Source organism: Stenotrophomonas rhizophila, from assembly GCF_007667275.1.
GTDB classification, from domain to species: Bacteria; Pseudomonadota; Gammaproteobacteria; order Xanthomonadales; family Xanthomonadaceae; genus Stenotrophomonas; species Stenotrophomonas maltophilia_AE.
Window position 1 is genome coordinate 212,544 of record NZ_VDQT01000002.1, and the last position, 20,109, is coordinate 232,652.

The 20,109-nt window shown below is 66.9% G+C and carries 15 protein-coding genes; 9 read left to right on the forward strand and 6 right to left on the reverse strand.

Annotation, left to right across the window (positions count from 1 at the left end; translation table 11 throughout):
* Positions 1–149 precede the first annotated feature (149 nt).
* Positions 150–1,541, forward strand: coding sequence for a short-chain fatty acid transporter (locus FSZ13_RS07090; protein ID WP_145479487.1), 1,392 nt, complete (start codon positions 150–152; stop codon positions 1,539–1,541).
* Between the two features lie 17 nt (positions 1,542–1,558).
* Here FSZ13_RS07090 and FSZ13_RS07095 read toward each other — a convergent pair whose 3' ends face one another.
* Both FSZ13_RS07095 and FSZ13_RS07100 read right to left on the reverse strand, forming a co-directional pair.
* Positions 1,559–4,396, reverse strand: coding sequence for a type I restriction endonuclease (locus tag FSZ13_RS07095; RefSeq protein WP_186308865.1), 2,838 nt, complete (start codon positions 4,394–4,396; stop codon positions 1,559–1,561).
* Positions 4,397–4,612: 216 nt separating this feature from the next.
* Positions 4,613–6,124, reverse strand: coding sequence for an N-6 DNA methylase (locus tag FSZ13_RS07100; protein ID WP_145478840.1), 1,512 nt, complete (start codon positions 6,122–6,124; stop codon positions 4,613–4,615).
* A 154-nt stretch (positions 6,125–6,278) separates the two neighbouring features.
* Here FSZ13_RS07100 and FSZ13_RS07105 point away from each other — a divergent pair, with 154 nt between their 5' ends.
* The gene (locus FSZ13_RS07105; RefSeq protein WP_145478842.1) at positions 6,279–6,554 is read left to right on the forward strand and encodes a helix-turn-helix domain-containing protein; all 276 of its coding nucleotides are present in this window, start codon (positions 6,279–6,281) and stop codon (positions 6,552–6,554) included.
* Positions 6,555–6,594: 40 nt separating this feature from the next.
* Here FSZ13_RS07105 and FSZ13_RS07110 read toward each other — a convergent pair whose 3' ends face one another.
* Entirely contained in the window at positions 6,595–7,206 is a 612-nt protein-coding gene (locus FSZ13_RS07110; RefSeq protein ID WP_145478844.1) for a restriction endonuclease subunit S, read from the reverse strand.
* Positions 7,207–7,623: 417 nt separating this feature from the next.
* Here FSZ13_RS07110 and FSZ13_RS18370 point away from each other — a divergent pair, with 417 nt between their 5' ends.
* Positions 7,624–7,770: a hypothetical protein gene (locus tag FSZ13_RS18370; RefSeq protein ID WP_186308866.1), complete on the forward strand. Its 147-nt coding sequence runs from the start codon at positions 7,624–7,626 to the stop codon at positions 7,768–7,770.
* A gap of 51 nt (positions 7,771–7,821) precedes the next feature.
* Here FSZ13_RS18370 and FSZ13_RS07115 read toward each other — a convergent pair whose 3' ends face one another.
* Both FSZ13_RS07115 and FSZ13_RS07120 read right to left on the reverse strand, forming a co-directional pair.
* Positions 7,822–9,147 (reverse strand): flavohemoglobin expression-modulating QEGLA motif protein, encoded by a 1,326-nt coding sequence (locus FSZ13_RS07115; protein ID WP_222116604.1) that lies wholly within the window; start codon positions 9,145–9,147, stop codon positions 7,822–7,824.
* Positions 9,148–9,272: 125 nt separating this feature from the next.
* Positions 9,273–9,947 (reverse strand): VOC family protein, encoded by a 675-nt coding sequence (locus tag FSZ13_RS07120; protein ID WP_145478846.1) that lies wholly within the window; start codon positions 9,945–9,947, stop codon positions 9,273–9,275.
* A gap of 256 nt (positions 9,948–10,203) precedes the next feature.
* Here FSZ13_RS07120 and FSZ13_RS07125 point away from each other — a divergent pair, with 256 nt between their 5' ends.
* From FSZ13_RS07125 to FSZ13_RS07145, 5 genes are all read left to right on the forward strand, one after another.
* Positions 10,204–10,713, forward strand: coding sequence for a hypothetical protein (locus tag FSZ13_RS07125; RefSeq protein ID WP_260844112.1), 510 nt, complete (start codon positions 10,204–10,206; stop codon positions 10,711–10,713).
* A complete protein-coding gene (locus FSZ13_RS07130) occupies positions 10,713–11,267 on the forward strand; it encodes a hypothetical protein (RefSeq protein ID WP_260844113.1) in 555 nt (184 codons plus the stop codon). Before FSZ13_RS07125 ends, FSZ13_RS07130 begins: the two co-directional genes overlap by 1 nt.
* Positions 11,268–11,366: 99 nt before the next feature.
* On the forward strand, positions 11,367–13,070 hold the full coding sequence (locus FSZ13_RS07135; RefSeq protein WP_145478849.1) for a peptidoglycan-binding protein: 1,704 nt from the start codon (positions 11,367–11,369) through the stop codon (positions 13,068–13,070).
* Positions 13,071–13,219: 149 nt separating this feature from the next.
* Entirely contained in the window at positions 13,220–14,059 is an 840-nt protein-coding gene (gene yidA, locus FSZ13_RS07140; RefSeq protein WP_260844114.1) for a sugar-phosphatase, read from the forward strand.
* 162 nt (positions 14,060–14,221) lie between these two features.
* Entirely contained in the window at positions 14,222–16,120 is a 1,899-nt protein-coding gene (locus tag FSZ13_RS07145; protein ID WP_186308867.1) for an asparagine synthase, read from the forward strand.
* Positions 16,121–16,270: 150 nt separating this feature from the next.
* On the opposite strand, the gene FSZ13_RS07150 is transcribed toward FSZ13_RS07145, so the two are convergent.
* Positions 16,271–16,975 carry a basic secretory protein-like protein gene (locus FSZ13_RS07150; RefSeq protein WP_145478855.1) on the reverse strand — a complete coding sequence of 235 codons (705 nt, stop codon included), beginning with the start codon at positions 16,973–16,975 and terminating at the stop codon, positions 16,271–16,273.
* A 274-nt stretch (positions 16,976–17,249) separates the two neighbouring features.
* Between FSZ13_RS07150 and FSZ13_RS07155 the strand changes: the two genes are divergently transcribed.
* Positions 17,250–19,997, forward strand: a complete 2,748-nt coding sequence (locus tag FSZ13_RS07155; protein ID WP_145478857.1) for a TonB-dependent receptor plug domain-containing protein — start codon at positions 17,250–17,252, stop codon at positions 19,995–19,997.
* The last annotated feature ends 112 nt before the right edge of the window (positions 19,998–20,109 follow it).

Sequence of the window (20,109 nt, forward strand, 5' to 3'; positions counted from 1 at the left end):
ACGTCTCGTGCCGGTAGGTCACGACCGTTGGTCGTGACCCGACCAATGGGTTACTGACAATGGCCACCTCCGCCGCGAAAATCAGGTCACTGAACCTGGGAGGGTAGGGCATGGCCACCAACACATCAGCGCCGGCACAGGACGGCTGGATGGCGCGCGCGGCGCTGCGCTCGGCCGCCTGGGCCGAGAAGTGGTTCCCCGATGCCTACGTGTTCGCGGTGCTCGGCGTGGTGATCGTTGCGCTGGCGGCCATGGGCTTCGGCGCCACCCCGCAGGCCACCGCCCGCGCCTTCGGCGACGGCTTCTGGAGCCTGATCCCGTTCACCATGCAGATGGCCTTCGTGGTCATCGGCGGCTACGCGGTGGCTACCGCGCCGGTGGTCGCGCGCTTTATCGAACTGCTTGCCCGCGTCCCACGCACCGGCCGTGGCGCGGTGGTGTACGTGGGCCTGGTGAGCATGCTGGCCTCGCTGCTCAGCTGGGGCTTTTCGCTGGTATTCGGCGGCCTGCTGGTACGGGCACTGGCCCGGCGCGAGGGGCTGCACATGGATTACCGCGCTGCCGGTGCCTCGGCGTACCTCGGCCTGGGCGCAGTGTGGGCGATGGGGCTGAGCTCCTCCGCCGCGCAGCTGCAGGCCAACCCGGCCAGCATGCCGCCCGGCCTGGTGGAGATCACCGGCGTGCTGCCCTTCACCGAAACCATTTTCCTGTGGCAGTCCATCGCGCTGACCGCCGCGCTCATCCTGGTCTCGCTGCTGATCGCCTGGCTGACCGCCCCGGGCCCGGCCACCGCGCGCACCGCCCGCGATTTCGCCGGCGCCGCCCAGGCCGAACCGGAGCCACTGCCGCCGCGCACGCGGGCCGGCGAATGGCTGGAATACAGCCCGCTGCTCACCGTGCTGCTCTCGCTGCTGGCGTTCGGCTGGTTGTTCAGCGAATTCGCCAGTAAGCCGGTGGTGACCGCCATCGCCAACCTCAATACCTACAACTTCCTGTTCATCTCGCTGGGCCTGCTGCTGCACTGGCGCCCGCGCAGTTTCCTCAACGCGGTGGCGAAGGCCGTGCCCAGCACCACGGGCGTGCTGATCCAGTTCCCGCTGTATGGCGGCATCGCCATGATCCTCACCCACGCGGTGGGCGATGGTGGCGAGACCCTGGCCCATCGCCTGTCCACGGTATTCGTGCACATCGCCACCACCGACACCTTTGCGCTGGTGATGGGCGTCTACTCGGCGGTGCTGGGCTTCTTCGTGCCGTCCGGCGGCGGCAAGTGGATCATCGAAGCGCCGTACGTGATGCAAGCCGCGAATGAACTCAAGGCCCATCTCGGCTGGGCCGTGCAGGTCTACAACGCCGCCGAGGCGCTGCCCAACCTGATCAACCCGTTCTGGATGCTGCCGCTGCTGGGCGTGCTGGGCCTGAAGGCGCGCGACATCGTCGGGTTCACCTTCATCCAGCTGCTGGTGCATATACCGCTGGTCCTTGGCCTGCTGTGGCTGCTGGGCATGACCCTGACCTATGTGCCGCCGGTGATGCCGTAGCGCAGGCGGTCCCGGCTTCACCCCGGTGGCCAGTCGTGTGCGCGCGACAGGACCGCGTGCAGCACGGCCTGTACCTGCGGCTCCTCCAGGTCGCGGCGCAGCAGCGGTTCCAGCCGCTCGCGCAGGTGGTGGTGGAACTGGAGGCGCGGGCCCGCATGCGCCTCGGCCACCACCACGTCGATCAGCGCACCCATTGAAATGTGCTGCGTGGGGTGGGACGTTGCGCCGAACAGGCTGTCCAGCAACGCCAGGCCGCGCGACGGTGGATGGCCACCGCTGCCGCCGTGCAGCGAAACCTGGAGCGTCGCTTCGAAGGCCTGCAGTGCCTGCAGGCGCAGCGTGCCGGCAGGCATCAGCAGGATCTGGCTCAGTGCGTGGCGGCTCTGCTCGGCCAGGTGCGGCGCGTCGCCGGTAGCGCCCAGGTAGTGCCGCAGGCGCGTGTACACCTGGTGGCACTGCTGTTCGGTCGCGGAGCGCTCCGGCTCGGCCGCCAGCAGAAGCGGGTAGTCCAGCGCTTCTTCGTGCACCGCAGGCGCACGCTCGCGCGCCCAATGCCGCACCCGCAGGTCTTCCGGATTGAAGCAGTCTTCTTCCAGCGCCGTCTGGCTTACCGCATCGCGCAGTACCGAATAGCGGTGCAGGATGCCGCGGTAACGGGCGCACACGGCCGCCTGGTCACCGGTGAGCGCGGCTTCCGAGGCGATCGCGATCTGCAATCGCTGTCCAAACGCGGTGACCCGACGGTGCAGCAGGTCGCGCCGGCGCCGGTGCAGGTCGATGTCCTCGCCATGCGAACCCAGTGTCCAATACGGTGCAAGGTGCTCGCGGCAGGCATGGAAGTCGCTCTCGGCGTCACCCGGCAACAGTGTCTGCAGCCGTTGATGATCGGTCGGCAGCGCGTCGCGCTGCACCTGCACGGACCCGGGCAGCCACTCCTGCCCTGGCGCTTCGGTCATGCCACTGGCGTGGAAATCCACCACCAGCGCCGCGCGCTTGTCCGGGTGTGGCGCATTCACCAGCCCCACCGCGCGCAGGCGTTCCGGTGCCGACAACGGCCGGTCGACATATAAGAGGCCCAGCTGCGCGTCCTGCACGGCGGGAAGCGGGCCATGCGCTATCACCAGTTCGACCTGCGGTGGAATGCGCGCGCAGGCCTGGTCCGTCGGCAGGCCGTGGCTGTCGTAACCCGACACCTGGGTGTGCAGGCCGCCGCCGAGCGCGCGCTGGTAGTCCTGCGCCTCCTGCGGGGTATCCACCAGCAGGGTGCCGCGCAGCCCGCGTTCGGCAAGCCGGATCAGGCCGTGGAAGTGCTGGCTGATGGCGGTGGCAACCCGGGCGTGTCGCGGGTCGCTGCCCGCCCCATCGCTGCGTGTCGTCGCGCCGCGCACCGGCACCGGGAAGATCGGCGCACCATCGCGCCATGCGGGCACCACCACGCCGTCGGCCACGGCATGCTCGGGGGGATACTGGTAAAGCAGCGCGCCCGCGTCCAGGTTGGTTGCCGGCAAGAGGACCGGTTGCGCGGACAGGGTGATCCAGGTCGATTGCGGCAGGCAGCGGCGCAGGCGGCGCAGCAGCGCCGGCGGGCTTTCCCAGAAGTCGGCATCCACCAGCAGCAGGATGTCGCCCGCTGCCGGCTCATGCGGGGCGGGCATCGCCGCCTTGCGACCCCATCCCCGCAGCACCCGCAGCGGGACTTCCTGTGTCGAACCCGCATACCCGGCGAAGAATTCCGTGAGCTGGTCGACGGCGCGTGGCCCGGGCCTGCGCCTGCACTCCTGCGTGATGGGCGAGGGCCGGGTGACCGGCAGCAGCACGCGCAGGCCGTCGAAGGCCGGGTCGGCCCGCAGCGCGTTGAGCAGCCAGTGCCGCGTGCGCTGCAGGCCGCTCCCGGCGGCCAGGCACAGCTGGCCACCGCAGCGCCTGCCGGTGGCGTCGCGCATGCGCAACGCCTGCAACGCGTGCTGCACCGCGAAGAACTGCGCCGGTCGCGCCACGTAGCGCCGTCCATGCGCGCCGGTGTGCAGGAAACCCCGCAGCAGCTGCAGGAAGCGTGCCGGACCCAGCACCCCGTGCAGCAGCTCGGCATGCGCCGCCCACGGCGGGTCCAGTGCAACGGCGGTAAAGGGGACCGGCCGGTCGCGCAGCTCGGCCAGGGCTTCGCGGTTCCAGCCGTGTTCGCGCCAGCGCACCCAGCCATGCGCCGGGGTACCGACGCTGGCGTAGCAGCCGCCGCGCCGGTCCAGGCACAGCAGCACCTGCGCGTGCAGGGCCGGTTGATGGGCCAGGATGGGCGCGTTGCCGCGCCCCAGGTGCGCGATGCCGGCCGCGATGCCGCCCCAGCGCTTTTCCCGATCGCGCTCCACGCAGGCCAGTACCACCAGCGGAATGCCATTGACGTAGCCGACCAGCTCACGGATGTCTGGATCGAGCGCGTCCGGGTACGGGCACGCATCGGCCACGTCCCAGTGATTGCGGTGCGCATGCGCCCAGTCGATCAACGGCACATGCACCGTGGTACTGCCGCCGTCGGGGAGCCGCTGCTGGACGGGCACGCCGTCCATGAGCAGTCGATGCACGGTGCCGCTGGAGGCTTCCCAGTCCATGTTGTGGCAGCAGGTATCCACCGCCGCAATGATGTCGTTGAAGCAGTGTGGCGACAGCGGAAGCGATTCGCCGTTCCAGTCGAAGCGGAACCGCCGCAGCCACGGCAGCAACCGATTCTCCAGCAGCGGGCTCTCCGGCAGTCCGCGCAGCGGGTCCAGCTCCCATGGCTCCAGATGGTTCCAGCCGAGGCGACGCAACCAACCCAGTACGGAGTGGCGTACGCCGTACCTGCCGGCCACCGCGCTCATGCGGAACGCCCTTCGGGCAACGGGAAGATGCGTGTCGGTGCAGACCGGTAACCTGGGCAGATGATGTTCATGACGCCAGTGTGTTCGATCCGTGCCATCGCACACTGTGTGCATCATTCCGAATCATGCGTTGGAAGCGCACGCGACAGAACGCGTTCTCAATCCTTCTTTAAATTAGGATAGTGAGAGCCAATCGATACGCGATCACGCGTCGTTTCAGGCAAGATCCGCGAAGTCGCGTTCCAGTGCTTCCAGCTCGGCGTTGAGTTCCCGCTGGACGGCCGCGAACGACGCTTCCAGCACGGCGCGCCGCGACCGCAACGTTGCCAGGTCGGTGGCGGGACGTGCCGGCGCCGGACGCACGTAACGCGCAATACTCAGGTTGCCGTGGTTCGTCGTGATCTCGTCCGGACCTGCCAGATGTGCCATGCCCGGCACACTGGCGCGTTCCGCGCACAGCGTGTGCAGCGTTCTCGCTGCCTGCATGCCCAGGCGGGGACCGCGCTGGCCGGGCGCAGCAAGGGGGCGCGCGTCGATGAACAGCACTTCCTCATCGCTGCGGGCCCGGCGCAGCAGCAGCAAGGCGGTGGCCACGGCCGCGCCTGCGAACAGACGGTCCGGCAGCCCGATCACCGTCTCCACCAGGTTCGCGTCGAGCCAGGCTTGGCGGATGCGCGCCTCCTCGCCGTCGCGGAACAACACACCGTGCGGCACCACGATGGCCATGCGTCCGCAGTGCGGGTCCAGCGTGGCCAGCATGTGCTGGATCAGCGCGGCATGGGCCCATTGCCGGGGCGCCACACCGTGCAGGAAGCGCACGTGCGGGTCAGCGCTGGCGTGGGTGGGGCTCCATTTCAGATGCAGCGGTGGGCAGGCCAATGCCACATGGAAGCGTTGCAGTCGGCCGTCTTCCAGCAGTGGATCCTCCAGCGCATCGCGCGCGCGCAGGTGCGGGCTGTCGCTGCCGTGCAGGAGCAGGCGCAGGCGCGCGAGCGCGCACAATCGTGGGTCCGCTTCCTGGCCGTACAGCGGATGACGCAGGTCCGCATCTGCGATCGTTGCGTCGTCCGTGCCCCGCATCCAGCGCGACGCAGCCAACAGCAGCGCGCCATGCCGGCAGGCGGGGTCGTATACGGCCTCCTGGGCGGTGGGCGTGGTGAGTGCCGCCATCAGCCACGCCAATGCGGTCGGAACCGGAGCCGGTTCGGCGCAGCCATGGCCCGCCACGGGGCGCTCCAGCAATCCTTCCACGGCATCGCTGATACAGGCATTCCCACGTGCGGACACCGCGCGAAAGTCCAGCGCAGGCAAGGCCAGGCGTTCAAGCAGGTGCAGCAGCACATGGTCGCGTTCAATCTCGTCGGCCGGCAGGGCATCGCCCAGGTGCAGCGCCGGGAAGATGCCACCCAGCTTGCGTGGATTGGCCAGGGTGAACACCCGCAAGGCGGTCATCACCCGCAGCGCATTGCCCGGCGCATGGCGCTGTCGGAACAGCGTGTCGAACCGGGCCTGGGCGGGAACGCAGAACGGAAGCGAGTGCATCCGGTCGAATGGCCGTTGTGCCGAAGAAGGCGTTCGGGCCTGGTGCGCATCGCTGGCCAGCTTCAGCAGCAACAGCGACAGGGTCAGGTGCGTATCCGCATCCGGACGCATGACGTCGCCGAGCGCATCGCGGGCGTGGATCAGGGCGGCAAGGGTCGCTGGGGTGTCGGAGAGCGGTAAGCGCATTAGCCCCTTCTCCTGCGCTTATACGGCGCTCCATTCGACTTCAAAGATCCAGACACAGGCCTACTCCTCGCTCGGATCGCGCCAGTCTATACCATTTTCCGATATAGGAAGATCGGATATAGCTTTCAAGGTCGCCCTTTCTATACGTGCGGCCATGCCAAAGACCATCTATCGGCCCGAGTACACGGTGCTTGTTGAACTGGTACGTGAGCTACGTCTGAATGCCGGCCTTACCCAGACCGAAGTTTCGGAAAAGCTTGGCATCACCCAGCCAAAGCTCAGCGATGTCGAGCGCGGTAGCCGCCGGCTGGATCTAGTCGAATTGCGTGATCTCGCCGTGATCTGCGGGACATCTCTCCCGGAGGTCGTCACGGAGCTGGAAGCTCGGCTGAAAAAAAGGCGCGCGCCTGCCCCTGCCAAGCGACGATAGTCATGCCTCGGTGCCGATGTTCCCGTGAGCCAAGACTTCCTCACACCGAATCCTTGTAGAGAAGGCGTTCCGTGTGACGGGAAACCTCCTCGTGCCGAGCACTCATGAGGAGCTCACAGCGGCTTCGCTCGATCATTGCCGTGCGAGCGATCGTCACGATTCGATGCTGATGAACAAGGGGCGGAACCTGTATTGGCAGGTCCAGCACCGAGGCCTTCCGCACACTCTGCTGCCGTGAGCCGGCTGACTGGCCCCGCAGGTAATCCTGCGCACCCGGCTGGTTCAACTGCCACGCCAGGAATGCAGGCATCACCGTGGCGGGATCCTTCAGCCGGATCACGTACAGGTGCGGGCTGCACACCGTGCTTTCGGGAGGCGAGCACAACAGCGCTGCCGCGGGATGGCTGCCGCGCGCGGCAAGCAGCACGTCGCCGTCCTTGACCCAGTCCGGTGTCTTGCGATGACTCAAGCGTGTGCGCAGCAGATCGTCCGCATCCTGCACGCCGGCTGCGGTCACGTTCTTCAACTGGATGACCCGTACCGGGCCGTCCGCGAATGCAACGATGGCACCACGGAACGGGTGGCCCTGGCGGATGCTGGCGATGTCGCCCAGCCGTGCGGTAGCGTGTGAAATGTTCATGGCGCCGAACATGCGCGGCGCCCGATGGGTCGTCAACGTACGCCTCTACAGCATTCGGAATGATGCAGATCCAGGCCGGAAAACTGCAACGTAATTAACGTAATGCCATAGGGCCGGCGCCGTCGTCTCTCTATAGGAGTAGAGCGAACCAATCACGTTTTTGAGACTGCGCAGAACGGCGGTCACAGTTGCCGCGCATCGGCCCATGTTCATGCTGATGACTGGGCCATCTTCGGAGGTGGACATGAGCCGATTCCATCCAGGAATAAGCATGGCAACGCGGGCGAAAAACCCTGAAAAACAAGGCTGTCGTGTCACTGCAGTGAAGTCTTGACGGATTCGTATGCAAATCGCCACACGGATTTAACCCGGCCCTGCACAGGATGGCCTCGACCGCGGCATCCCGCCCGCGGCTTCCGGAGATCCGAGATGGCCCAGCAGCGCAATCAGAGTTCCCAACAGGACCAGCGTGGTCAGCAGGAGGGGCGTGGCCGCGACCAGCAGCAGCAACAGCAGCAGGAACAGCAGCAACGCAACCAGAACCAGCAGCAGGGCTGGAAGGACGAAGAAGAGTGACGGCTGGCTGTAGCGCCGGACAATAAAGGCCCCGCCTCGGCGGGGCCTTCTTCATGCACTCTCCGCCGAGCGCATCAACTCATCTTCCGCCGCCGAGAACCGGTCAAGGTCGAAGGTATCAACCCGCATCGCCTGCGTGGCGGTCGTGAACGCCAAGGTTGCCAGCACCCGCTCCGGGTGTTGGGCCCACGGCGGTACATAGCGCGGCGGTGCGATCAGGCCGGAGGCACGGTAGGGCGCGAGCGTGACCAGGTCGCCCAGGTCGACGCGCCCGCAGAACACCAGCCGCAGGGTTTCGGCGCGGTTCTCGTGCAGGGCGCGCTTGATGAAGGCGGTCACCAGCAACAGCCCTTCCAGGTACGCGCCGTCCTTGGTGAAGCAGATCCGCCCGCGCACGTCGCCGCCGCGGAAGATGCGGGCCGCGCTGCGATAGCTGTCTTCTTCGCTCTGGCCGGCGGCCAGGAACGCCTTGAAAATGTCGATGAAGTCCGCACCCTCCAGTGCCTCCTGCAGCCGCACCACGCGCAGCGCAAGACGGCGCAGGCGGTTGATGTCCATCGCGCCGGTGATGATTTCCGCGAACGTGGCCAGCCCTTCCTGGGTCCGCGTGGTACGCGGCGCGCCGCTGCCCAGGCAGCGCAGCCAGGGCTGGTGCTTGCCGTTGAGCAGGGTGCCGGCATGGATGAAGGCTTCGTGTTCCACCAGCTGGTCCAGGTCCAGCTGCGAGAACAGCGCGTCGGCGCGCAGGCGGATCACCTTGCTGCCGGCGGCGGCCTTGGAGGCCAGTTCGGTGTCCAGCACCACGCTCACCGGGTCGTCGGTGAAGAAAGGTTCGATGCGCGCGCGCAGCATCACCGAGAAGTCGGGTGCGGGAATGTCGTAGGCGATGCGGGGAACGTACTGCGAACCCAGCAGCTGGTCGGTGATGGACAGCATCTGCGCGGCCGACTGCGCCGTGGTGGTGGTCTGCGAGCGGTAGCGGGTGCTGGGGTGGCCGTAAAGCAGTGCGGAGCATTCGGTAAAGCGCGGCGTACCGATGCTGGCCAGCATGCGCGCGGCGACCCGGTAGCTCCACGCGGTGCGGTACAGCCAGTCGCCCACCGGGTGGCCGCGGTCCAGCTGCTGCAGGATGTCGTCCAGCGCGGCAATCGTGTCGGCGTGGTCCTGCGGCTGGGTGGGCGGGGCAGGGAGCTCCGGTTTACCGGCCCGCCAGCGGTCGAGGAAGCGCTTCTCGGTTTCGATCGGCCAGGCCAGGGCGGCGAGCACGCGGATCCTGCTGCCAAGCCTGGCCAGCCGGGCGTCGATCTCCAGCAGCGGCGCCAGGGCAGGATCCGCGTGGGCGGGATCGGGGACAGGTGCGGAGGTCAGCAGTTCCACGGCGGGCAACCTGGAAAGGGCTGTCCTACTGTCCTGCGAGCCCGCGGGCTGCGCAACGGTCCTTCTACCCGTAGCGGCCCAGCAAATGTACTGACCGCACCGATGAACAGGGCGGCATTGCCTGTTCAGCCAGCGACCGCCGACACGCTCCAGCCCTGGTCGGGATCATTGAGCGCGCCCGCCGCGACACCGCCCAGCGTTACGTCAATGCCTCGCGCGTTGGGCAGCACCTTCTGTTCCGGGAACCAGTGGCGTGTTGCATCCACGACGATCAACAACCCCTCATCGTCACCCAGTGCGGCGAAGTGCGGGGTCGGGGGCGTGAGGGGCTGCACGCCGAGCGAGGCCTCGGCACGTGCGGTCAGCACGCCGACATCGACGGTGGGCAGGCCTACTTCGCTCACGCAGGTCAGTTCGCTGCCGTGGAACGCACCGCTACGCGCGGACGCCGGCAGCCGCCGCCGCCCGATGAGTTCCAGGATCAGGCCGTCCGGACCGTCGTAATAGATCGACTCCGATTCCCAGCGATCCCCGAAGGTGAAATGCGCCTGGCCTGCGGGATTGCGCTGCAGCGGCGAGCGCGCCAGAAGCCACGCGGTTGCAGCCTCGAAGCGGTTGGCCGGCACGTTGAAGGCCAGATGCACGCCCCCAACCGGGTCATCACCTGCGGCGCGAAGTTTCAGCGTGGTCCAGCCGATCTGCACGGCATCGCCTTGAACGGGCAACTGCATGACATCGGCAAACCACGCGGCGACGGCGACGACATCCGAAACGGGTAGCTGGAGAACGTTGATGCGCATCGCGCCGGTGACCTCCGATCGAAAATACGTGTCAAAAGGCTGACATCGCTAAGCGGGAGAATGAACGACATCCACACAGTTGTTATGGATTTCACTGGAAAAAGTGTGAATTACGTCACGTATGGCGGGGCGCGTGCAGCATGTAATGGGTATGTGAACGCCATGGCGTTGGCGCGCCGCTATGCTACGCGCCCCGGCGCAGTCCAGTTCGCGCCCTGACACGAATCAGGAGGATCCGTTGTCCCATCATCGTTCCATGACGCTGCTCGCCCTGTCGCTGAGCATTCTACTGGCCGCATGCAAGCCCGAGGCCGCCGCGATCGCGCCGGCCGATGCCGCCGCCCCCGCCGCAACCTCGCCTGCCGCCGCAACCGGCGCCCCTGCAGCGGCTGCGGCCGTCACGGCAGCCGATGCCGCCGCGACCTGTCCGCAGGCAGACTTCGAGGCCTTCCTGCCGCGGTTCGGCCGCGAGATCGCCCTGCAGGAAACGTCCGTCGCCGACCCGCTGGTCCGTGAGCGCTACGACACCCGCGGCGATGAGCCCACCCTGGTCAGCGAGAAGGTCCCGCTGAGCGAGGTGACCTGGCCGGTGATGCCCAACCCCTCCGGCCTGAAAGACGTGGGCCGTGAGATGCAGGTGACCCGTCAGGACGATGGCAGCATGAAAGTGCTTATCCGGACCCCGGACACCAGCGACCAGCAGGCGTACTACTTCGCCCAGCGTCCGTGCTGGCAGCTGGTCCGCATGACGGACGAGTCGATCTGATGGCCCGCCGCTACGTCGCACCCGTGTTCGCGCTGTTGTTGGCCGCGTGCAGTGCACCCAGCGGGCAGGCGGTTTCCACTGCCGCCCCGGAGGCGGGGGCCACGCCTGCGGCCGCCGCGGCCCAGACCCCTTCACCCACACAGCAGGAAGAGAAAGGAATGCACAAGGAATGCCCAGGTGCACGGCTGCACCTGACCGCGTTGCCGGCCAAGGACGGCGAAGCCACCCTTACCCGCCTGGAAATCGAAAAGGACGGCCAGCGCCGCACCCTCGAGGCCCCGGCGGAAATGAGCGGCTACACCGCTGTTGGCCTGGCGTGCGTGGAAGACGCACAGGGCGCTTCGTACTTCGTGGTGCAGTACGGCGAGCTGCCGTACGGCTGCGCGTTCTGCGAATGGTTCTACCTGTACGACGCCAACGGCAAGCAGCTCACCCACAGCAACCCGCCGGTGCGCGGCGAAGCGGATGCGCAGTCGCCCAACAACGACGAGTATTCGCAGCTGATCGCCAAGCTCGGCATCCAGCATCCGGAGGTGGACGACATCGAAAACTGAGAAGCATGTGGCAGGTGCCCACTGTTGGTGGGTACGTGATTCACCTGGAGCAACACCCCTTAAGGAAAGTCCCTTTTTCATAGAATGGATAGCACAGACATGCCCAATGACATCTACACCAGCATGGTGCAGCCGCCGGGTGCGGCGTACCGAAGCAACCAGATCGAGTCGTGGAGCCATTACCGCGAGCCGATCGACGAGAGCCGTCCCCTGCATGGCCAATCCCGGCGCTGGGGCGATGCATCGCCCGAAGTACAGTCGCGCGTCATCGATTCGTTGATTGAATCCTCGCGTGACGCCGGCCTGACCCCACGCGAAACCGCGTATGTACTTGCCATCGCCCGCGTCGAATCCGGGTTCAATCCGGATGCCGCTGCCGGCACCACGTCCGCGTCGGGCCTGGGCCAGTTCATCGACAAGACCGGCAAGCACTACGGGCTGAACAACGCCAACCGATTCGACGTCGACGCCCAGTCCGACGCGCTGGTGGCGCACTTCGTCGACAACCGCAACCTGGCGCGCGACCGTGGCCAGGGCGAAGACTACATCTACAAATACCACCACGACGGCCCGACCCGCGACTACGGCGGCCTGGGCCTGTCGCAGCGCAAGGTTGCGCCGCACCTGGATGAGTACGAACAGTTCGTCAACCAGCGCCTGGGCCAGACGCTGGACCAGGCGCCCGCACAGCAGCAGGCCGCCACGCCGGTGGCTGCTGCCGCTGGCGCCACCCCGGCCCGCTCCTACGAGCACACCATGCAGGTGATGCTGCCGCCGCAGAACGGGGTGAAGCCGCACATCACCGGTCACTTCGGTGAACACCGTGGCGAGAAAGCGCACGGTGGCAGCGACTTCAACTACGTGGGCGGCCAGAGCGGCCGCAACCTGCAGCACCCCACCATCCACGCGCCCATCGCCGGCACCGTGACATCGGTGGGCGGCCGCTACGGCACCGTGATGATCCAGGACGCCGACGGCAACTCGCACCAGATCCTGCACATGCAGGACACCCGGGTGAAGGTTGGCCAGCACGTGGAGCCGGGCGACCCGATCGGCACCATGGGCGGCCGCGGTCCGCAGGGCGCGAACCAGTACGCGCAGCACGTGCATTACCAGATGAAGGACCCGTCCGGAAACCTCATCAACCCGGAAAGTTACTGGAACCGGGGCATCCAGCAGGAAGCAGGCAGGGCAGGCCACGCGCATGACCATGACCACGCTCCGGCCGGCACCCTGCGCAAGGGCGACCGCAGCGATGAGGTGGCCGAACTGCAGCAGTCGCTGAACCGCCTCGGCGTGCGCGATGCCAGCGGCAACCGCCTTGCCGAGGACGGCAAGTTCGGCGACAACACCCGCGAGGCAGTGCTGGCGTTCCAAAAGCAGCAGGGGTTGAAGGAAGACGGGCTGGTGGGGCGGCAGACGCTGGGCAGGATCGAGCAGGCGCAGGCGGTGGACACCCGCACGCCGACCGGCCCGCAGCTGGGCGACAAGGCGCACCCGGACACGGCGCTGCACAACGCCATCCGCAGCCAGTTGCCTGCCGCGATCTCCAATGAAGTGGCGGCCAACGTGACCCTGCAGGCCAAACAGGCTGGCATCGACGCGCCGGAAAAGCTGCAGAGCGTGGCGGTGCAGGACGGCAAGGCCTTCGTGATGGGCACCACGCCGGGTAACCGCGCCGCCGTGGACCTGGCCCAGGCGCCGCCGCTGGAGCAGACCAACGCGCAGCTGCTCGGCGGCAACGATGCCCAGCAGCAGCGCCAGGTGCAGGAAGAACAGCAGAAGGTGGCGATGGGGCGCTGAGCCCCGCACCGACCGGACGCATGACGTGTGTGTGGAACCGAAGCCAGCCGGGGCAACCCGGCTGGCTTCCTTATGTGCATGCGGCGGCCTGGATTAAACTGTGCGGCATTGCTGGGAATGCCAGTGCGGTTGCAGTGCGAAGGGTGAGCGTGACAGAGACAGACAGCGGAGCCGCCGATATCCGGCTGGTCGCCATCGACATGGACGGCACCTTGCTGGACCCCGCCCACCGCCTGAGCCCGCGGGTGAAGCAGGCCATCGCCCGTGCGCGCGCGCAGGGAGTGCGGATCGTACTGACCAGCGGCCGGCCGGTCTCGGGCCTGGCGCCGTTCCTGGCCGAGCTGGGCATCGACGGTGACGAAGACTACTGCATCGCCTGCAACGGCGGTCTGGTAACGCGCGTGGGCAGCGGCGAGGTGGTGGTGGAATACCCGCTCAGCTTCGACGACTTCGTGTTCTGCGAACGCATTGCGCGTGAGCTGGGGGTGCACTTCCAGGCACTGGATGGAAAGCGGCTGTATACGCCGAACCAGGACATCAGCCACTACACCGTCGTCGATTCGCACCTGTCCCACGTGCCGCTGTCGTACCGCAGCGTCGCCGACATGGACCCGTCGATGTCGTTCATCAAGTTGATGATGGTGGACGAACCCAGCGTCCTCGATGCCGCCATCACCCGCCTGCCCACCGCCCTGACCGACCGTTTCGCGGTGCTGAAGAGCGCCGCGTTCTTCCTGGAGGTGTTCGACCAACGGGCCGGCAAGGGACCCAGCCTGCAGAAGCTGGCCGCGCACCTGGGGATCGAGCGCAGCCAGGTCATGGCGATCGGCGACCAGGAAAACGACCTGACCATGTTGCAGTTCGCCGGCACCAGCGTGGCGATGGGCAATGCGGTCGACGTGGTCAAGGCCACGGCGCGCTACCAGACCACCACCAATGCCGAGGACGGCGTGGCCCTGGCCATCGAGCGGTTCGTGCTGGGCAGCTGAACGGCTGCCCGCAGGCAGCGGTCGTTTGAAAGTACTTGCATGGCCGCTCCCCGCGCAGCGGCGCACCCTGACGTACTGGAAGCCTGCCACGGCCGCCTTCCAGGCAGTGCCGCACGGTATCCCCAACGCGGTTGTCATGGCGTCGAGCGGGTGGAAGCGTACGTGTCTGCAATTGCAGGAAACTGGATTGTCCATCGGGAGGTGGGCGACGGCGAGCTGGGTGCCACGGCAAGGCGCCTGACGGCCTCGCTTGCGCACCGTGGCCGGCAGCGGCAACCGCTGGTTCGTCCGGGCGCTGGCCTGGCGCTGGCAGCGGTGTCGGCGTGCGAGGTCCAGTCCTGCATCGCCGTCAGCCCGGATGAGCGCTATGTGGTGGTCACCGGCGGTGCCGCCGCTTCCAGTGGGCGCCACCCGCCCGCGCAGGTGATTGCGCGCAGGCTCGCCGATAGCGGCGCGCTCGACGTGCTGCGTGACGTTGCGGACGCGGTAAGCGTCGCCATCTGGGATGGACATGAAAAGACCCTCACCCTTTCGCGCGACCGCATGGGGCAGTGCGACCTCTATTACACCTGCACCGCGTTCGGCCTGGTCTTCGCTTCTGAACTGAAGACCCTCAGCCACGAGTGCATGGGCGGCGGCGAGGTCGATCCGCAGGCGGTGTCGCAACTGCTTCGCTACGGCTATATTCCCGCCCCGCGCACCGCCTACCGTGGCATCTACAAACTGCCCGCCGGCACGCTGCGGGTGTTCCATGCAGCGGAGGTGCGGGACTGGCACCGCAGCGCCGCGGCGGCCGGGCCCTTCGCGGCGCACTGGAGCCTGAAGACACTCGTGGAGACGCGCAGATCCACCTCCGCAGCGCCGTCGCTGGCGGCGTCGGTGGACGCGGTGCTGGACCGACTGCAGGCCGCGATCGGCCGCGCGCGCGGCCCGGGTACGGCCTGCCTGCTGTCGGGCGGGGTCGATTCCAGCCTGGTCACCGCTCTGCTGCAGCAGCAGAGTGCCGCCGCCGTGGAGACGATCACGGTAGGCTTCGACGAGCCCGGCCACGATGAATCCGCGTGGGCGGCGGAGGTCGCCGGCCATCTGCGTACGCGCAATACGCGACTGGTCATGAACGACGCCAGCGCGCTGCGGCTGGTGGAAACCGCGCCGCGGGTCTTCTGCGAACCCTATGCCGACTCCTCGGCCATTCCCACCCTGCTGGCCGCCGAGGCCGCCGGCACATCCTGCCGCACCCTGCTCACCGGTGACGGCGGCGATGAACTGTTCTTCGGCCACGGTTCGTATGTAAAGGCGATGCGCAACCATCGGCTGGTCCGACGCGTTCCGGCTGCGGTGCGCCGCGCGCTGGGCGCGCATGCGGCGCGCAATCCCGAGCGGGCGCGCCTGGGCGGGGTCGCGGCGCTGGTCTCGGAAGCGGCATCCGGGTCGCTGGCGGAAACCTACCTGATGCGCGTTTCGCGCTGGCGCGATCCATCGCGTGCACTGAAGGCCGCCAGCGAGGCGCCCCGGCACTTCCTGGAATCGAGCCTGCATCCGGCGTGCCGACACCCGGCGGAGCTGCTGCTGTTCCTCGACCAGACCCATGAGCTGAGCGAAGGGCTCATGACCAAGTGCGACCGCGCCTTCGGTGCGTTCGGCGTGCAGGCGCGCAGCCCGTTCCTGGACGCGGACGTGCTGTCACTGGCCTGGGACATGCCGTTCGAACACAAACTGCGGCCCGGCGAAACCAAGGCGGTGTTGAAGCGCGCGCTCGCACGCTACCTGCCCGAACATCATGTGCGGCGCCCGAAGAAAGGGTTCGGCGCGCCGGTCGCGCGCTGGTTGCAGGGACCGCTGCGTGACTGGGCCGACGATCTGCTCGACCCGGTCGCCATCCGCAACCGCGGCATCCTCGATGAGGCCGTGGTTGCCAGGCTGTGGAAGTCCTTCCTCGACGGCAACCGCAAGTACCACACCCATCTATGGCCGGTGCTGATGTTCCTGGCCTGGGACCGGGAATGGAATGCCGCCGCCCCGGGCACGCAGGCCTTCCACGCGCGGACCGACGCGGCATGAGGCCTCCTCCGCAGGCCGTACCGGGTGCGCGCTACCGGCGCGCGCGTGCCAGGCGGTGGCTCTCGGGCGCCTGCAGGTGGATCCGGCGCGGCTGCAGACGAGCGCCGGGTCTCAACGAAGCCTTCGTCATCCGCGACTGAGAGCCGGCGGCTACGCCTTCCGCGCGGCCGCGGCCTGGGCGGCGACGTACGCGTCCCACAGGGCGGGCAGCTCAGTGCCGGTGTGCTGCTTCCACAGCGAGGGCGTGTAGCGGCCCTGTCGAAGGGCGCCGTCGAGCGCCTTGACCAGCCCCGGATGCGCGGCCTCGCCCCACTTCAGGAACGCACCGGTCACACGGTAGCCGGTGTCCACGTTGTGCTCCGGCTTGACCTGGGTGGGCAGCGCCCAGCCGCCCGAGGCGTTGTCCACCCCGTAAACGTCGCGCGCGTAGTCGGCGATGCCTTCGACCAGCCACGACGGCGCCTGTTCGCTGGCGTAACCCGGATAGCCCTGCACGATATGCATGGCTTCGTGGGTGACCAGGTCGGTGTCGTGGGGATGCTTCTGCAGCCAGCGTGGATTGATGGTGATCGTGGCGGATTTCTCCTTTTCCCCGACATAGGCAACCCCGTCGTAAGCCGGGTCCATGACGATGCGAACGCGGGCAGGCGCGCCCGGGTGGAAGTCCGCGCGCTCGCGCGGATAGGTGGAAAAGAAGGTGGCGATGATGCGGTCGCGCACGTCGGCAACCGTTGAAGCGCTCGGGTCCTGGTAGGTCAGGGTGACGCCTTCGCGGGTCTGCTGGATGTCGGCAGCGTGCGCTGCGGGCACGGCGAGGAGGGCGACGACGGGGGCGATCAGGCAACGCAGACGCATGCAGGGCACTCCGGAACGTAACGGGATGGCGCACATCGGCGACAGCGGGCGAGCGGGCCGACAGGCGCACTGATCCTGCAACACGTGCCGAGCCAGCCGCAAGTGCCATTTCGTTCGATCTAAGCCGGCAAAAACAGTTTCATTTCAAATTATTGACAACGAATTTAGATCGATCTAGAAAAGCGGGGTCCCCACCCCCCACGGAACCCGCCTACACACCCAACCTTCCTGCGCCTGCCTGGCACCGGGAGACCTTGTACTGGAGAACTGCAAGATGAAGCGCACGTTGCTGTCGTTGCTGGTGTCGTCCGTACTGATCCATCCCCTGGCCGCACAGGCCCAGGCCGCTCCACCCGAAGAAGAAGGCGCTGCACCGGCCACGCGGCAGCTCGATGCAGTGAACGTCACCGGCTCGCTGATCCCCCGCGCGCAGATCGAAGGCCCCTCGCCGGTGACCACGATCACGGCAGAGCAGATTGAAGCGCAGGGGTTCACTACTGTCTTCGATGCACTGCGTTCGCTGCCGGCGGCCAATGGGTCCGTCCAGGACTCGCAGGGGACCGGCTTCTACACCCCGGGCGCGAAAACCGTCAGCCTGTTCGGGCTGGATCCCAGCTACACGCTCACCCTGCTCAATGGACGGCCGCTCAACAGCTATCCGCTGGCCTACAACGGCAACACCAGCATCGTGGATATCGCCAATATTCCGCTGGGGATGGTGGAGCGCATCGACGTGCTCACCGGTGGTCAGTCTTCGGTGTACGGCTCCTCGGCCGTGGCCGGCGTCATCAACATCGTGTTGAAGGACAAGGTGGAGGGCGCGCACTTCCGTTACCGCGCCGGCGGCTACAGCGACGGCGGCGGCTCAAGCCAACGCTTCATCTTCAGCAACGGCCACAGCTTCGGCAACCTGGACCTCAGCTACGGGCTGGAGTACACCAAGCAGAAGCCGATCTACGCCTCCGACCGAAGCTACATCGACAGCGTCAACGACAGCCCGACCGGGCCACAGGATCCCTCGCGCACCTTCCTGCGCATGCAGATGTCGCCCAATGGCTACATCGACCCCGGCCAGGCCACGTGCGCCCCGCTGTCCTACCTGTTCGGTGGCAGCACCACCTACGCGCACCGCACCGCGGCGGGCACCGGCTATTACTGTGGCAGCCCCGACAATGTTGGCACGGCTACGCTCTACAACCGCAGCGAGGACGTCAACGCCACCACCTTCCTGCGCTACCACCTCAGCGAAACCACCGAGCTGTACTCGGACATCCTTTTCAGCTTCGGCCGCCCGACCTACTCCGGTGGCAGCCCGTTCTGGAACAAGACCTTCTACAACCAGACGACCGGCAACTACGAGCAATGGCAGCGCATTTATGCGCCTGAGGAGGTGGGCATGGACGCGAAGGACCAGCGCGTCTACACCCGCTCGCTGAACATTACCGCCGGCGCGCGCGGTGGTCTGGGCGATACCGGATTCGACTACGACGTGTACGTGAACCGTTCGAGCACCGACGTCACCCGCAAGTCCACCGACTTCCTCGCCGTGAGTGGCATCGACGACTACTACCTCGGTCCGATGCTGGGCAGGGTGAATGGCTATGACGCCTACGCACCCAACCTGGACGCGCTGTACCAGCCGCTGACGCGCGGTCAGTACGACCAGTTCAGCGGCACCAATCGCGCCGAATCCAACGCCTCGCGCACCGGCGTCACCGCGCTGGTCACCAACACCTCATTGTTCACCCTGCCTGCCGGCGACGTCGGCGTTGCGATGATCCTGCAGGGCACCCGCGAGAAGTTCTTCAACCAGTCGGCCGATCCCAATGCCGCCACGCTGTTCCGTGGGCAGACCGCAGGCACCTCGGCAGAGGGACAGCGCGATCTGTACGCCATAGGCGCGGAACTGCAGGTGCCGATCTTCGACACCTTCAGTGCCAACCTGTCCGGTCGCTACGACAAGTATTCCCTGCAGGGCGGTGGCGGCAACGGCAAGGCGACATGGAAGCTGGGCCTGGAGTACCGCCCGATCGACTCGCTCCTGCTGCGTGGCAGCTATGCGACTGCGTTCCGCTCACCCGACATGTTCTACCTGTATTCGCGCGAAAGCAGTGGTTACACCACCAACGTGGATACCTTCCTGTGCCGCCAGGCAGGGTACACCTCCGAAAACTTCGACGAGTGCCCGCAGGCGTCGCTGTCGGTGCTCTCCTCCAGCACCGGCAACCGCGACCTGAAGGACATCACCGCCGAAACCTTCACGTACGGCTTCGTCTGGTCGGCGCTGGACAACGCCCTGAACCTTTCGGTGGACTACAACTCGGTGAAGATCGAGAACGAGGTCAACATTCTCGGCACCGACAGCATCCTCACCACCGAGGCCAACTGCCGGCTGGGTGCTTCGGAGAACGGCGATGTGGCCTTCGACATCAACTCGCCCACCTGCCGGCAGATCCTGGCCCAGGTGCAGCGCCTGCCGGCGAACGATCCGCTGAACCCCAACGGCGTGTCCAAGGTGTTCTCCTATCCGATCAACCTGGCCAAGCAGCGCCAGACCGGTATCCAGGCGTCGGCAGATTACAAGTGGAGCGCCGGGCGCGCGGGCGAATTCGGGGTGAACGCCGGCTACTACCGCTCGCTGAAGCACGAGCTGCAACAGCAGGAAGGCGACCCGGTCTACGACATGCTCTGCTGCGCAAACTCCAATGAGCTGCACTACCGCGCAACCTTCGGGGCGAACTGGAACATCGGCGCGTTCAGCACCAACGTCTATGGCATCCGCAACGCACCGACCTGGAACGCCATCGGCGAGGAGCGCAACATCGGCCCGTGGACGACCTGGAACGCTACGGTCAACTACCGGATCAACAAGGTGGCCAGCGTGCTGCTGACCGCCAACAACCTCACCAACGAACGCCCGCCGGTGGATCGTAGCAATGGCAATTGGCCGTATTACGACCAGGGCGTGTACAACGCCTTCGGACGGTCGATGTTCGTAGAGCTGTCACTGGACTTCCAGTAGCAGAGCGCCGGGGTGGCCATTCGAATGGTCACCCCGGTTGATGCTTCCTGCTACCGAGCCGGCGCGGCGACGGCACCGTGCACCTCGCGCAGTTTGCCGGTCAGCGCCAACT

Excerpts from the sequence above, each read along its gene's own strand:
- FSZ13_RS07090 (WP_145479487.1), top strand. The coding sequence starts at position 150 with ATGGCGCGCGCGGCGCTGCGCTCGGCCGCCTGGGCCGAGAAGTGGTTC.
- FSZ13_RS07095 (WP_186308865.1), bottom strand. The coding sequence starts at position 4,396 with ATGAGCGCGGTGGCCGGCAGGTACGGCGTACGCCACTCCGTACTGGGT.
- FSZ13_RS07100 (WP_145478840.1), bottom strand. The coding sequence starts at position 6,124 with ATGCGCTTACCGCTCTCCGACACCCCAGCGACCCTTGCCGCCCTGATC.
- FSZ13_RS07105 (WP_145478842.1), top strand. The coding sequence starts at position 6,279 with ATGCCAAAGACCATCTATCGGCCCGAGTACACGGTGCTTGTTGAACTG.
- FSZ13_RS07110 (WP_145478844.1), bottom strand. The coding sequence starts at position 7,206 with ATGTTCGGCGCCATGAACATTTCACACGCTACCGCACGGCTGGGCGAC.
- FSZ13_RS18370 (WP_186308866.1), top strand. The coding sequence starts at position 7,624 with ATGGCCCAGCAGCGCAATCAGAGTTCCCAACAGGACCAGCGTGGTCAG.
- FSZ13_RS07120 (WP_145478846.1), bottom strand. The coding sequence starts at position 9,947 with ATGCGCATCAACGTTCTCCAGCTACCCGTTTCGGATGTCGTCGCCGTC.
- FSZ13_RS07125 (WP_260844112.1), top strand. The coding sequence starts at position 10,204 with ATGACGCTGCTCGCCCTGTCGCTGAGCATTCTACTGGCCGCATGCAAG.
- FSZ13_RS07130 (WP_260844113.1), top strand. The coding sequence starts at position 10,713 with ATGGCCCGCCGCTACGTCGCACCCGTGTTCGCGCTGTTGTTGGCCGCG.
- FSZ13_RS07135 (WP_145478849.1), top strand. The coding sequence starts at position 11,367 with ATGCCCAATGACATCTACACCAGCATGGTGCAGCCGCCGGGTGCGGCG.
- FSZ13_RS07150 (WP_145478855.1), bottom strand. The coding sequence starts at position 16,975 with ATGCGTCTGCGTTGCCTGATCGCCCCCGTCGTCGCCCTCCTCGCCGTG.
- FSZ13_RS07155 (WP_145478857.1), top strand. The coding sequence starts at position 17,250 with ATGAAGCGCACGTTGCTGTCGTTGCTGGTGTCGTCCGTACTGATCCAT.